The organism is Microbacterium sp. GXF0217, assembly GCF_054798195.1.
Genome location: NZ_JBSJZG010000003.1, coordinates 312213 through 326377, shown reverse-complemented (window position 1 = coordinate 326377; position 14165 = coordinate 312213). Strand labels below are relative to the sequence as shown.

At 69.2% G+C, this 14165-nt stretch carries 11 protein-coding genes; 3 read left to right on the top strand and 8 right to left on the bottom strand.

Annotation, left to right across the window (positions count from 1 at the left end):
- The first annotated feature begins 3 nt into the window (after positions 1 to 3).
- On the top strand, positions 4 to 411 hold the full coding sequence (locus ACWAT3_RS07730) for a RidA family protein (RefSeq protein WP_460797250.1): 408 nt from the start codon (positions 4 to 6) through the stop codon (positions 409 to 411).
- A gap of 124 nt (positions 412 to 535) precedes the next feature.
- On the top strand, positions 536 to 2017 hold the full coding sequence (locus tag ACWAT3_RS07725) for a L,D-transpeptidase family protein (protein ID WP_460797248.1): 1482 nt from the start codon (positions 536 to 538) through the stop codon (positions 2015 to 2017).
- 74 nt (positions 2018 to 2091) lie between these two features.
- On the opposite strand, the gene ACWAT3_RS07720 is transcribed toward ACWAT3_RS07725, so the two are convergent.
- Entirely contained in the window at positions 2092 to 4308 is a 2217-nt protein-coding gene (locus tag ACWAT3_RS07720; RefSeq protein WP_460797741.1) for an NADP-dependent isocitrate dehydrogenase, read from the bottom strand.
- Positions 4309 to 4437: 129 nt separating this feature from the next.
- Here ACWAT3_RS07720 and ACWAT3_RS07715 point away from each other — a divergent pair, with 129 nt between their 5' ends.
- Complete coding sequence (locus ACWAT3_RS07715; protein ID WP_460797246.1) at positions 4438 to 4896, top strand: GNAT family N-acetyltransferase; 459 nt, start codon at positions 4438 to 4440, stop codon at positions 4894 to 4896.
- Between the two features lie 80 nt (positions 4897 to 4976).
- On the opposite strand, the gene ACWAT3_RS07710 is transcribed toward ACWAT3_RS07715, so the two are convergent.
- From ACWAT3_RS07710 to purN, 7 genes are all read right to left on the bottom strand, one after another.
- The gene (locus ACWAT3_RS07710) at positions 4977 to 5780 is read right to left on the bottom strand and encodes a hypothetical protein (RefSeq protein WP_460797244.1); all 804 of its coding nucleotides are present in this window, start codon (positions 5778 to 5780) and stop codon (positions 4977 to 4979) included.
- Positions 5781 to 5830: 50 nt separating this feature from the next.
- Positions 5831 to 7639, bottom strand: a complete 1809-nt coding sequence (locus ACWAT3_RS07705; RefSeq protein ID WP_460797242.1) for an ABC transporter ATP-binding protein — start codon at positions 7637 to 7639, stop codon at positions 5831 to 5833.
- Positions 7636 to 9552 (bottom strand): ABC transporter ATP-binding protein, encoded by a 1917-nt coding sequence (locus tag ACWAT3_RS07700; protein ID WP_460797240.1) that lies wholly within the window; start codon positions 9550 to 9552, stop codon positions 7636 to 7638. Before ACWAT3_RS07700 ends, ACWAT3_RS07705 begins: the two co-directional genes overlap by 4 nt.
- 270 nt (positions 9553 to 9822) lie before the next feature.
- Entirely contained in the window at positions 9823 to 10317 is a 495-nt protein-coding gene (locus ACWAT3_RS07695) for a methylated-DNA--[protein]-cysteine S-methyltransferase (protein ID WP_460797239.1), read from the bottom strand.
- Entirely contained in the window at positions 10314 to 11813 is a 1500-nt protein-coding gene (locus ACWAT3_RS07690) for a DNA-3-methyladenine glycosylase 2 family protein (RefSeq protein WP_460797237.1), read from the bottom strand. Before ACWAT3_RS07690 ends, ACWAT3_RS07695 begins: the two co-directional genes overlap by 4 nt.
- Positions 11814 to 11934: 121 nt before the next feature.
- A complete protein-coding gene (gene purH, locus ACWAT3_RS07685; protein ID WP_460797235.1) occupies positions 11935 to 13542 on the bottom strand; it encodes a bifunctional phosphoribosylaminoimidazolecarboxamide formyltransferase/IMP cyclohydrolase in 1608 nt (535 codons plus the stop codon).
- Positions 13543 to 13576: 34 nt separating this feature from the next.
- Positions 13577 to 14164: a phosphoribosylglycinamide formyltransferase gene (gene purN, locus ACWAT3_RS07680; RefSeq protein ID WP_460797233.1), complete on the bottom strand. Its 588-nt coding sequence runs from the start codon at positions 14162 to 14164 to the stop codon at positions 13577 to 13579.
- Between the last annotated feature and the right edge of the window lies 1 nt (position 14165).

Genomic DNA, 14165 nt, shown 5'->3' with positions numbered 1-14165 from the left:
CGCATGAACTCGAAGATCCGTGTCACGACCGACGCCGCACCTGCACCGGCGCACACCTTCTCGCAGGGCATCCGCAAGGGCCCGTTCGTGCAGGTCTCGGGCCAGGGCCCCGTCGACCCGGCCACGAACGAGTACCTCTTCCCCGGTGACGTCGCAGCGCAGACCACGCGCACGCTCGAGAACGTCAAGGCGATCGTCGAAGCATCCGGCGCGACGTTCGACGACGTCGTGATGCTGCGCGTCTACCTCACCAAGCGCGAGGACTTCGCGATCATGAACGAGGCCTACGGCGCGTTCGTCGAGGCCCACACGCCCAGCGGCGTGCTGCCGTCCCGCACGACGGTGTTCACGGGTCTCCCCCGTGAGGAGATGCTCGTCGAGATCGACGGCATCGCGATCGTCGAGGCCTGAGCGGCGCGAACAAGACCCCCATCCGGCGCACAGCGGTGAAGTTGCCGACCGTTGCCATTCCGTGATAAGTGATCCCGTACGATAGACAGATACATGTGTCATGCCGATCACGGGGGGTGAGATCGTGACCGATCTTGTTGCAGCATCCGGCTCCGACACCGCGAAGACCGCGGTCGTCGACGAAGCCGTGGATGTGAGCGCTTCGGGCACGGGCGAGCAGCCTCCCGCCGACCAGCACGCCGAGTGGGCGCCGCTCGAGCCGGCCCCCAAGAAGAAGCGCGTGGGCCTCTGGGTCGGCATCGGCGCTGGTGTCGTCGTGCTCGGCGCCGCCGCGGCATCCCTGGTCCTCATCGCCCCCGGCACAAGCGTCGCCGGTGTCCAGGTCGGCGGGCTCACCCCCGGCATGGCGGCGGAGACCATCAGCAACCGACTCGCCGAGACCGAGATCACGCTGACCGGCATGGGCGGCGACGTCGTCGTCACCGGTGCTGACCTCGGCGCCTCCGTCGACGCCGAAGCGCTGGCCGAGCAGGCCTTCGCCGAGCGCCCCCTGTGGAACATCAGCCAGTGGGGCGCCGAGACGATCCCGGCGACGATCTCGCTCGATTCGGCCGCGGCCGAGAGCGCACTGCGCGCGGCGTCGCCCGCTTCGTACACCGACGCCACGGACGCCACCGTCGTCTTCGACAGCGCGACGGGCACCTACGTCACCACGCCCGCCGAGCCGGGCACCGGAATAAGCGTCGACGCCCTCTCGACCGCCTACGTCGACGCGATCGGCGACGGCAAGTCCGAGCTGGACTTCACCGGCGACCCGACCGAAGCGCTGCCCGAGATCTCCACCGAAGCGGCACAGGAGACGGCGACCCAGCTGAACACCATGCTCTCGACCATCGGCTTCTACGTCGGCGAGGAGCGCACGGTTCCCGTCGCGCCGGAGGTCGCCGCCACATGGCTGACCGTCGAGAACGTCGACGGCGCGCTCACCATCACTGCGGACGCCGCCGCGATTCAGCCCACGGTCGACGCACTGGCAGCCGCGGTCGATCGCGCTCCGGTCAACGCGACGAACATCACCGACTCGAACGGCAACGTGCTGCGCGAGGTCCAGGCCGGCCAGACCGGTCGCGCCCTCGGCGACACCTCGACGGCCGCGGATGACTTCGCCGCCCAGCTGGCGGACGGCAATGCCAACTTCGCACTGGCCGTCACCGAGACTCCGTTCGAGACGACCGGGCTCGTCCGTCGCGCCGAAGTCGACCTCGGCGCGCAGCGCGCCTACTTCTACGAGAACGACAAGCTCGTCAACTCGTGGGCCATCTCCTCCGGCAAGGCCGGTCACGAGACCGAGACCGGCAACTTCAAGATCCGCGCGCACGTGCGCATCCAGGACATGGTCGGCAACAACGGCGACGGCACCAAGTACCGCACGCCCGACGTCCCCTGGGTCACGTACTTCAACGGCGACCAGGCCTTCCACGGTGCGTACTGGCACAACAACTTCGGCAACGTGATGAGCCACGGCTGCGTGAACATGCCGGTCTCGGCCGCGCAGTGGGTCTTCGAATGGGCGCCGGACGGCCTCGAGGTCAACGTCCACAACTGACGCTCGCCCGGCCCGCACGGGCGCGGGTACGCAAAAGGCGGATGCCGAAGCATCCGCCTTTTGCGTACCCGGGGTCAGAGGGCGTCGATCACCGCGTTCAGCGTCGCGGACGGGCGCATGATCGTCGCGACCTTCGCGGCATCAGGACGGTAGTACCCGCCGATGTCGGCAGGGGTTCCCTGCACGGCATTCAGCTCGGCGACGATGTCCTGCTCCTTCGCGGCGAGTGCCTCGGCCACCGGGGCGAAGGCGGCGGCGAGCTCGGCATCCTTCGTCTGCGCGGCCAGCTCCTTCGCCCAGTAGAGCGCGAGGTAGAAGTGGCTGCCGCGGTTGTCGATCGTGCCGAGGGCGCGTCCGGGCGAACGGTCCTCTTCGAGGAACGTTCCGGTCGCGGCATCCAGCGTCTCGGCCAGCACACGCGCCTTCTCGTTGCCTGCGAAGTCCGCGAAGTGCTCGAGCGACGCGGCCAGAGCGAAGAACTCGCCCAGCGAGTCCCAGCGCAGGTAGTTCTGCTCGACGAGCTGCTGCACGTGCTTGGGGGCCGAACCGCCGGCTCCCGTCTCGAAGAGCCCGCCCCCGGCGAGCAGCGGGACGATCGACAGCATCTTCGCGCTGGTGCCGACCTCGAGGATCGGGAACAGGTCGGTGAGGTAGTCGCGCAGCACGTTGCCGGTGACCGAGATGGTGTCCTCGCCGCGGCGCAGACGCTCGAGCGAGTAGCGCGTGGCGTCCTCGGGCGTGAGGATCTCGATCGTGAGGCCCGCGGTGTCGTGATCTTTGAGGTACTCGTTCACCTTCGCGATGAGCGCGGCGTCGTGCGAGCGCTCGGCGTTCAGCCAGAACACCGCAGGCGACCCAGTGGCACGGGCGCGCGAAACGGCCAGCTTCACCCAGTCGCGGATCGCGACGTCCTTGGTCTGCGTGGCGCGCCAGATGTCGCCGGGCTGCACGGCGTGCTCGATGACGACGTCTCCGCTGGAGGCGACCACCTGGATGCGACCGGCCTCAGCGACCTCGAAGGTCTTGTCGTGGCTGCCGTACTCCTCGGCGGCTTGCGCCATGAGACCCACGTTCGGCACGGTTCCGATCGTGGCCGGGTCCAGCGGACCGTTCGCGATCACGTCGTCGATCGTGGCCTGGTAGACGCCGGCGTAGGAGGAGTCGGGGATGACGGCGAGCGTGTCGCTCTCGCCGCCGTCTGCGCCCCACAGCTTGCCGCCGTTGCGGATGAGCGCGGGCATCGACGCATCCACGATGACGTCGCTCGGAACGTGCAGGTTCGTGATGCCCTTGTCGGAGTTCACATACGACAGACGCGGACCGTCCTGGATCGCCCGGAAGAAGTCCTCGGCGATCGCCTCTCCGCCCTCGAGGTCGGCGAGACCGGACAGGATCGAGCCGAGCCCGTCATTCGCGCTCAGACCGGCGGCCGCGAGCGCGTCGCCGTGCTGCGCGAACACGTCGGCGAAGTACGCCTTCACGACGTGCCCGAAGATGATCGGGTCCGAGACCTTCATCATGGTCGCCTTGAGGTGCACGGAGTACAGCACGTCGTCGGCCTTGGCCGCGGCGAGCGTCTCGGCGAGGAACGCGTCCAGCGCTGCGGCGGAGAGGAACGTGGCGTCCACGATCTCGCCGGGGAGCACCTTGAGGTTCTCCTTCAGGGCGGTGGTCGTGCCGTCCTCCGCGACATGCTGGATCGTCAGCACGTCGTCGCCGGGCGCGACCCAGCTCTTCTCGTTCGACTTGAAGTCGTCGTGTCCGAGCGTCGCGACGCGGGTCTGGGACCCCTCGGCGAACGGCTTGTTGCGGTGCGGGTGCTTCTTGGCGTAGTTCTTCACAGCCAGCGGAGCGCGTCGGTCGCTGTTGCCCTCGCGCAGCACGGGGTTCACAGCCGAGCCCTTGATGCGGTCGTAGCGCGCGCGGACATCCTTCTCGTCGAGCGTCGAGGGCTCGTCCGGGAAGTCAGGCACGTCGAAGCCCTGCGACTGCAGTTCCGCGATCGCGGCCTTCAGCTGCGGGATGGATGCCGAGATGTTCGGCAGCTTGATGATGTTCGCCTCGGGCGTCGTGGCGAGACCGCCCAGCTCGGCGAGGGCGTCGGAGACCTGCTGGTCGGCGGTCAGCCGCTGCGGGAATGCGGACAGGATGCGCCCCGCCAGCGAGATGTCACGGGTCTCGAGCGCGATGGCCGCCTTCCCGGCGTACGCCTTGACGATCGGCAGGAGCGAAGCGGTGGCCAGAGCCGGCGCCTCGTCCGTGTAGGTGTAGATGATGGCGTCGTCGGTCACCGGGAGATCTCCGTTCACGAGGGCATTTGTCTCGATACCAAGATACCTGAGGGCCTGGTGCGCCGCTGTTCGCCGTATTCACCCCTCGGGTCTGGTGTCAGAACGACCGGGACCGGTTACCCTGGGCTTATGTCGGAACTGCGTGTGGTCGAACTGTCCGCTGCGACGATCGTCGCCGTCAACAACCTGTCCCTGAAGCCAGGGCAGGAGCAGTTCCTCGCGCCGGTCTCGTACGGGATCGCCGCCACGGTGATCAACCCCAAGACCTCGTGGCAGCGCGTCATCCTCGACCGCAACGAGGTCGTCGGGTTCGTGAGCGCGAACTTCGATCCAGAGGCCCCGGAAGACCACTTCCGCTCCGTGCTGTGGCGGATCAACGTCGATGCCGACGACCAGGGCCGCGGTGTCGGCCGCTTCGCGGTCGAAGCGCTCATCGATGAGGCGCGCACGCGCGAATTCGATCACGTCGATGTGATCTACGAAGCCGGTGATGGCGGCCCTGAGGCCTTCTTCAATCGCGTCGGCTTCTCGCCGGTCGGCGAGACCGAGTACGGCGAGATCATCGCCGAGATCCGCATCGACTCCTAGACGGGCGGCGGGGCCTCGGATCCCCTCCCCCACCGAGACCCCGTCGCCTCCTCCTCCGCGCGTCTCCGTGCGGAGGACCTTCAGCGCGCGTTCCCGCCCGTCCCTGAGCCAGGACGCTCGCGCCAGGCGGCGATGGCGGATGCCGCGGCGGCCGCCGCTCGATCGAGCACGTCGGCCGAGAGCGTGATCACCTGCTGAGCGGCATCCTGCCACCCCGGTCCCGGTGCCGCGCGCTCCCCCGCGGCGACGTGCGCGGCCTGCTCGGCCTCGTCGAACGCGCGCTCCAGCCGCACGACCGAGAGCCGGTAGACGGTGAACTCGGCCGGGGCCACCTTCCCCGGCGCCGGGCGGCTCTGCTGCGCGTGCTCGAGCGCGGAGAGGAACGCCGCGGTGGCGGGCACATGCGCGTCGCTCATGCTCGGATACGCGATGAGTCGTGCCGGATCCGTCTCGTACTGCATCCACCGCACGAGCACGGTGTCGTGCTGAGCGCGCAGGCGCTCCAGCGGTGTCGGCTCCGATCGCGCCGGGATCTCCGTGCGCGCGGCTTCCGCGCGCACGCGCAGCGCCTTGACGGCAGCCGCTGCCGCCTTCGCATCGCGCTGCGCCGTCTGCAGATGCCGCCGGGCGCGATTGACGTCCTCCAGGCTCGCCCGCGATGCGGCACGATCCGCGGACGTCCGCGAGAGGTCGGCTCTGGCGACGCGTGCCGCGTTCTGCGCCGCGGTCGCCGCGGCGACCGCGGCCCGCAGTTCGATCCTCGCCGCGTCGTAGGCGATCCGTCGTTCGGCGTTCATCCGATGCACTCCCCACGCCCCGATCCCCGCAGTGCCGGCAGCCGCAGGCACCGCCCACCAGAACTCGGCCAGCAGCAGGGGATCCATGCCCTTCATGCTAACCGGGGCGGATGCCGAAGCATCCGCCCCGGTCGGCATCAGACCAGCGTCTCCTGCCAGGCCGCGTGCAGCTGGGCGAACTTGCCCGTGCCGCCGATCAGCGCGGCCGGGGTGTCGTCCTCGATGATCCTGCCGTGCTCCATCACGAGCACCCGGTCGGCGATTGCGACGGTCGACAGCCGGTGCGCGATGATGATCGCCGTGCGGTCGGCGAGGAGCGTCTGCAGAGCGTCCTGGATGAGCCGCTCCGACGGGATGTCCAGCGACGCGGTCGCCTCATCGAGGATGAGCACGGCCGGGTCGGCGAGGAACGCCCGCGCGAACGAGATCAGCTGACGCTGACCGGCGGACACGCGACCACCGCGCTTGTTGACGTCGGTGCTGTACCCGTCGGGCAGCGACTCGATGAAGGCATCGGCTCCGACCGCCTTCGCGGCGGCACGGATCTCGTCCAGCGTCGCATCCGGCTTGCCGAGCGCGATGTTGTCCGCGACCGTTCCGCTGAACAGGTACGCCTCCTGGGTCACCATGACGATGGCGCGACGCAGGTCCTTCGGATGCAGCGAGCGCAGATCCACATCGTCCAGCGTCACGCGCCCCCGGGACGGATCGTAGAAGCGCGAGATCAGCTTCGCCAGCGTCGACTTGCCCGCACCGGTGGTGCCGACGAGCGCGATCGTCTGCCCGGCGGGGATGTCGAGCGAGAAGTTCGGCAGGATCGTCTTCTCGCCGTTGTACCCGAAGGTGACCTCGTCGAACGAGACGTGACCGCGCGACTCCCACAGGTCGACGGGCTTCGCAGGGTCCGGAACGGTGGGCACCTCTTCGAGGACGCCGGAGACCTTCTCCAGCGCAGCCGTCGCCGACTGGTAGGAGTTCAGGAACATCGCGATCTCCTGCATCGGCGCGAAGAAGTTGCGCACGTACAGGACGGCACTCAGCAGCACGCCGACGCCGAGCACATCGATCGACACCCGGTACCCGCCCCACAGCACCACGAACGCGGTGGTGAGGGCGGCGACCGCCATGAGGCCGGGCTCGAACGTGCCGAACAGCACCATCGAGCGCCGGTTGACGTCGCGGTAGTCGCCGGCGAGCCTGCGGAACGTCTCGTCGTTGCGCGGCTCCTTGCGGAACGACTTCACGGCGCGGATGCCGGTCATCGTCTCGACGAACTGCACGATCACGCGCGCGCTGATGACGCGCGATTCGCGGTACACCCGCTGCGAGCGCGAGTAGAACCAGCGCATCAGGAACGCCAGCGGGATGCCGGCGAGCAGCAGGATGAGACCCGACTGCCAGTCCCAGATCATGAGCGCGATGAACGTGAACGCACCGAACAGCACGCCAGAGACGAGGTTGTTGAGGCCCCCGTCGAGCAGCTCGCGGATCGAGTCCAGGTCGCTCGTCTGACGCGAGATGATGCGCCCTGACGTGTACGACTCATGGAACTCGAGGCTCAGCCGCTGAGTGTGCAGGAAGATGCGCTTGCGCAGATCCAGCAGCACGGCCTGGGTGATCCTTGCCGCGATGACCACGTACCACCCGATGAGCGCGGCCGCCGTGGCACCCGCGAGCAGGTAGGCGCCGGTCACCATGATCGCCGGCATCCAATCGGCCTGGTTCAGCAGCATCGGCAGGGCGTTGTCCAGACCGATGCCGATGAGGATCGGGCCGGACACCTGCAGCGCCGTCGAGATGACGAGCACGATCGCGGCGAGCGTGATCCGACCGCGCAACGGCGCGATGAGCGAGCCGAGCAGACGCAGCGAACGCTGACGGATCGCGCGGCTCTCTTCGCGGGTGTAGTTGGAGCGGTCCTCGTCCTGGGTTCCGGTGAGAGTCATGCCTGCACCTCCTCGTCCGCGGTGGCCGCGGCTTCCGTGACGGGTGCCTCCGCCGCGAGCATGTCTTCCGTGATGACCGGGATCGCCCCTGTCCTGGCGGCTTCCTCGGCCTCGAGGCTCGAGATCACGTGCCGGTAGTGCGCACTCGTCTTCAACAGGTCGGAGTGCGTGCCGACCGCGGTGACCCTGCCGGATTCCAGCAGCGCGACGCGGTCCGCGAGCGCGACCGTCGACGGACGGTGCGCGACGATGAGCGCCGTGGTCTCGGCGAGCACGTGTCGCAGCGCCTCCTCGACGAGCGCCTCGGTGTCGACGTCGAGCGCCGACAGCGGGTCGTCCAGCACGAGCACCTTCGGCGCAGCGGCGACAGCGCGTGCCAGCGCCAGGCGCTGACGCTGACCTCCGGAGAGGCTGAGGCCCTCCTCGCCGATGACGGTCTCGGTGCCCTCGGGCAGCGTGTCGACGAACGCGGCCTGCGCGACATCGAGCGCCTCGCGCATTACGCGCTCGCCCTCCTCGCTGTGCGGGTCGAGATCGGCGCGCCCCAGCAGCACGTTCTCGCGGACGGTGGCCGAGAACAGGGTGGCGTCCTCGAAGGCCATCGCGATGTGCGTGCGCAGCTCGGCCAGAGTGAGGTCCCTGACGTCGACGCCGTCGAGCGTCACGCGACCTCCGGTCACGTCGTACAGGCGCGCGGGGAGCGTGGTGAGCGTCGTCTTGCCCGAACCGGTGAGGCCGACGAGCGCCATCGTCTCGCCCGGCCGCAGCACGAGATCGATCCCGTCCAGCAGGTCACGCTCGGAGTCCCCGGCATCCTGGTATCGGAAGTGCGCGTTCTCGAAGGCGAGCTCACCGCGGGGCTCCGCGATGTGCACCGGCTTCTCGGGATCCGTGATCGTGTTCGTCTCGTTGAAGATGTCGAACACGCGATCCGTCGCTGTCCTGGCATCCAGCATGAAGGAGAAGAGGAATCCGATCGACTCGATCGGCCACCGCAGCACGGTCGCCATCGCGAAGAACGCGAACAGCTGGGGCAGGTCGATCCCGCCCTGCCAGACCAGCCAGATGCCGGTGATCAGGCTGAGGCCGAAGGCGATCTGCGGCATGAGGTCGAGCCAGAACCAGATCTTGCCGACCGCACGGGCCTTGTTCAGCTCGGTCTCCCTGAGCGTCTCGGCCTGCGAGCTGAAGCGGCGCAGCGCGTGCTGGCCGCGGCCGAAGGCCTTCAGCACGCGGATGCCGTGCACGCTCTCCTCGACGCTGGTGGCGAGGTCGCCGGCCTGGTCCTGGCTCTGGCGAGCGAGCGCGCCGTAGCGCTTCTCGAACAGGAACCCCTGGATCCACATCGGGATGCCGGTGATGAGGAAGATGACGCCCAGCATCCAGTGCCACTGGAACAGCAGCACGGAGCCGATGATGATCGTCAGGACGTTCACGATGAGCAGGATGAGACCGAAGGCGAGCCAGCGGCGGATGAGGCCGATGTCCTGCATCATGCGGCTGAGCAACTGGCCGGACTGCCAGCGATCGTGGAACGCGACCGGCAGCGTCTGCAGGCGCGCGTAGATCTCGCTGCGCATGCGGAACTCGACCTCGGTGGCGGGGGTGAGCACGAACCAGCGGCGCAGCCACACCATGGCGGCTTCGCCGAATCCGAGCAGCAGCACCACGGCGGCGCCGCCGACGATCAGGCCCATGCTGACGGCATCGGTACCGGTGTCGAGACCGCGCACGACCTGTTCGAGCACGATCGGCACCATCAGTGCCAGGATCGCGGCGGCGAGCGCGCTGCCGGCACCGCCGACGAGACGCCAGACGATGGGGCGGACGAACGGCTTCAGGCGCCAGAGGGCGGCGGGAGTGGAGAGAGAGGCGGACGAAGGAGGGGTGCGCGTAGCAGGCGTGGCAGACATGACTCTCAGAAGTGACGAGGCGAGAAGAGGTGACGAAGAAGAGCGCCGACGGTGATCACCGCGGCGACGGAGAAGCGGAAGCGGGTGCGGAACTACCCGCGGAAGGTCACGGCACGGATACCCGGAGCGAAGACCTGTGCGACGGCGATCGAGATCATGATGTCCTCCTCGGGTTCAGTGGTGCCGCCCGGTCGGCGCGACAGCCCTCCAGCCTATGCCTGTGAACCGGCTGAGTGCAACACTTTCGCGGAGACGAGTGAATCGTGTCAGTCAGGCAGCGGCCTCGCGCGCCAGCAGCGACTCCTTAACGTCGAGACCCCAGGCGAAGCCGCCCAGCGACCCGTCGGTGCGCAGCACGCGATGGCAGGGGACGAACAGCGCCGGTGCGTTGCGGGCGCAGATGGATGCCGCGGCGCGCACAGCACTGGGCTGCCCGAGTGCCGCGGCGAAGCCGGTGTACGTGAGCGGCGCGCCGACATCGATGCGCCGCAGCGCAGCCCAGCCGCGCAGCTGCATCTCCGTGCCGAACTGAGCGACGGGGACGTCGTCGATCGCCGTCGTGTCGCCGCGGTAATAGGCCAGCGCGGCGTCCGCGGCATCCGTCTGTCCTTCCCGCACTTCGGCCGGCCGATTCCGAGCGGCGAGACGCGCGATGATCTCCGCTGGTTCCGTCGTCCAGCCCGATGCCAGCACGCGCTGCTGTTCGTCGGCCAGGATCGTGAAGGGCCCGTCGGTGGTCTCGATGGTCTGGATGATCGCGGTCATGAGGTCTCCTCGGTTCGGATCGGACGGGTTCGGGTCTGGCGCACGGGCGCCGCACGCCACAGATGCGCGGTGAGATAGCTGCGCCACGGCGCGGTGCGCACCGCCCAAGCGGTGAGGCCGGCCGGGTCGGCGGGGATGCCGAGGGCTGCGGCGCCCGCACGGACGGCGACGTCGCCCGGCAGGAAGATGTCGGGGGCGCCGAGCACGCGCATGCCGACGTAGTCAGCGGTCCACGGTCCGATGCCCGGCATCGCGATGAGCGCCGCCCGCTGCTCTGCGGCGTCGTCTCCGACGGTCAGGCGCAGGCTGCCGTCTGCGAGGGATGCCGCCGCCTGCGTGATCGCGCGGATGCGCGCCGCGGGCCCCCGCAGCACCTCGGCGCCGCGTTCGGCAATCGCCGTCATGGTGGGGAACAGCAAGCCGTTGTCACCGCCCGCTGAGTCTGTCGAAGGCTCCCCCAGGGCGTCGGCGAGCGCCGTGAGCGCGGTCCGCGCCGCGACGACCGTGATCTGCTGGCCGACCATGGCGCGGATGAGCATCTCGTGCGGGTCGGCCGCCCCGGGGACGCGGATGCCAGGGGTGCGAGCCACACCACCCGCGAGCTCGGGATGCGCCGACAACGCGGCATCCACCGCCACCGGATCGGCATCGAGGTCGAACAGCCGTCGCGCGGTCGCGACCAGCGGGGTGAGGTCGCCCAGCCTGGTCACGCGCGCCCGCAGGCGCAGCCAGCCGTCCTGCTCGCGGATCTCGAACCAGGCCGGCCCTCCAGGCATCCGCAGGTGGCGCGCGAAGGAGGTCGACGTCGCGTGCTCGATCCCAGGCAGCGCCCGCGCGGACATCCATGCGAAGATCCCCGCGGCGTCGAGCGGCCCGCGATGCGGCAGCAGCAGATCGATCTCGCCCGGTGCGTGGACATCGGTGCGGTGGCGCCTGGCGCGCAGCTCGGTCGGCGTCATGCCGAACACTTCACGGATCGTGTCCCCCGCCTGGCGGATGCTCGCGAAACCGGCCGACAGCACGACGTCCGAGATGGGCAGATCGGTGCCGACGAGCAGCATCCGCGCCGTGTGCGCCCGGTGCGCCCTGGCGAGAGCGAGCGGGCCGGCGCCGAGCTCGGCGGCGAGCAGCCGCGTGAGATGGCGGCTCGAGTAGCCCAGCCGCGCGGCCAGCCCTGGCACACCCTCGCGCTCCACCACGCCGTCGGCGATCAGCCGCATGGCACGCGCGGCGACGTCGCCGCGCAGATTCCATTCCGGCGAGCCGGGTGCGGCCTCGGGGAGGCACCGCTTGCAGGCCCGATAGCCGGCCTCGTGGGCTGCCGCGCTGGTAGGGAAGAACGAGACGTTCTCGGGCTTGGGCGTGCGCGCAGGACAACTCGGACGGCAGTAGATCCGCGTCGAGCGCACCGCAGTGACGAACTGACCGTCGAACCGGACGTCGCGCGCATCAATCGCGCGGTACCGCTCGTCGAAGGTCATCGCGGGGATGCTCATGCCTCAACTCTGACATGTCCGGATGCCGCGTGCGCGCGGAAATCGGACATCGCAGTTGGACCCCGAACGCCGACACCCCCGGCGAATCATCGCCGGGGGTGTCGCTGACCGCGTGAACGGATCAGTGGAAGAAGTGACGCTCTCCCGTGAAGAACATCGTGACACCTGCGGCCTTCGCCGCGGCGATGACCTCGTCGTCGCGCACCGATCCGCCGGGCTGAACGATGGTGGTGATCCCGGCATCCAGGAGCACCTGGGGGCCGTCCGCGAACGGGAAGAAGGCGTCGGATGCCGCGACCGAACCGGCTGCACGGTCACCGGCGCGCTCGACCGCGAGACGGCACGAGTCGACGCGGTTGACCTGGCCCATGCCGATGCCGACCGTCGCGTTGCCCTTGGCCAGGACGATGGCGTTCGACTTCACAGCGCGGCACGCCTTCCAGGCGAAGATGAGGTTCTCCATCTCCTCCTCGGCCGGACGCTCGCCGGAGACGAGCTCCCAGTTCTTCGCGACGGATTCGATGTCGTCGGGGAACCTGTCGGCATCCTGAAGGAGCAGGCCGCCGGAGACGAGACGGACATCCATCTGCTCCTGACGCCAGTCGGCAGGCAGCTGCAGCAGACGCAGGTTCTTCTTCGCCTTGAAGACCTCGAGCGCCGCCGGCTCGAACGCCGGGGCGACGATGACCTCGGTGAAGATGTCCTTGAGGTTCTCCGCCATCTTCAGCGTCACGGTGCCGTTGGTCGCGATCACCCCGCCGTAGGCCGAAACCGGGTCGCACTCGTGCGCGCGGAGGTGAGCGCTCGCGATCGGGTCGAGCGCGTTGGGCGCCGTCGTCGCGATACCGCAGGGGTTCGCGTGCTTGACGATCGCCACGGCCGGCAGCACCATGTCGAACGCGGCGCGCAGCGCGGCATCCGCGTCGACGTAGTTGTTGTAGGACATCTCCTTGCCCTGCAGCTGCACCGCCTGGGCGATGCCGTGTCCGCCGACGCGCGAGTAGATCGCGCCGCGCTGGTGCGAGTTCTCGCCGTAGCGCAGGGTGGCCAGGCGCTCGGCCTTGATGGTGAGGTGAGCGGGCAGCTCGCCGCCGTCCGAGAGCGTGCCCTCGGCGAACCACGCGGCGACCGCGGTGTCGTAGGCGGCCGTGTGCGCGAAGGCACGGGCGGCCAGTTCACGGCGCTGCGAGAACGTGGTGCCGCCCTCGGCGACGGCCTCGATGATCGCCGGGTACGACTCGGGCGAGACGACGATCGCGACGTTGGCGTGGTTCTTCGCCGACGCGCGCACCATGGCAGGTCCGCCGATGTCGATCTGCTCGACGACCTCGTCGCCCATAGCGCCCGAGGCGACCGTCTCGACGAATGGATACAGGTTGGCGACGACGAGCTCGAACGGCGCGATCGACAGGTCGGCGAGCTGCTGCTCGTGGTCGGCCAGACGCAGGTCGGCCAGCAGACCGCCGTGGATGCTGGGGTGCAGGGTCTTGACGCGACCGTCGAGCATCTCGTCGACTCCGGTCACCGAGGCGACGTCGGTGACGTCGAATCCGGCGTCGCGGATGGTCGCCGCGGTGGAACCGGTCGAGACGATCTCGACGCCGGCGCCGGCGAGCGCCTCGGCGAGCACGAGCAGGTCGGTCTTGTCGCTCACCGATACCAGCGCGCGCCGGATCGGGACGACGTCGCGGTCACGGTAGAGAGAGGGATCGTGGCGGGGGCCGGCCATGGAAGGCTCCTTCGTGCGTCGGGGGCGTCAGGTGTCAGGATGCGGTGGTCAGATCGATCTCGCCCGTCGCGATGCCTCGGACGACCTCGATCAGGAGGCGCCGTTCGACGGGCTTGATGCGTTCGTGCAGGGCGTGCTCGGTGTCGCCGGGGTGGACCCTGATGCGCTCCTGCGCCAGGATCGGGCCGGAGTCGACGCCGTCATCGACGACGATGACGCTCGCTCCGGTCTCGGTGACACCGGCGGCGAGGGCATCGCGGACGCCGTGCGCGCCGGGGAACTCCGGCAGGTACGCCGGGTGGGTGTTGATGATGTGCGGCGCGTAGCGCGCCACCAGGGATGCCGGCAGCAGCCGCATGAGTCCGGAAAGCACGATGAGATCCGGCGACCAGACCTCGAGCTGACGTCCGAGCTCTTCGCCCCATTCGTCGCGCGAAGCGAACGAGCGGAACGGCACGGCGAAGCTCGGGATCCCGAACTCCTCGGCGTGCGCGAGACCTTCCGCGTCGCGATCGGCGCCGACGACGACGACGCGGGCGGGGAAATCGGGGTGGCGGGCGGCTTCGAGGAGGGCCCGAAGATTGGAGCCCGCGCCTGAGATGAGGACGGCGACCGTGAGCACC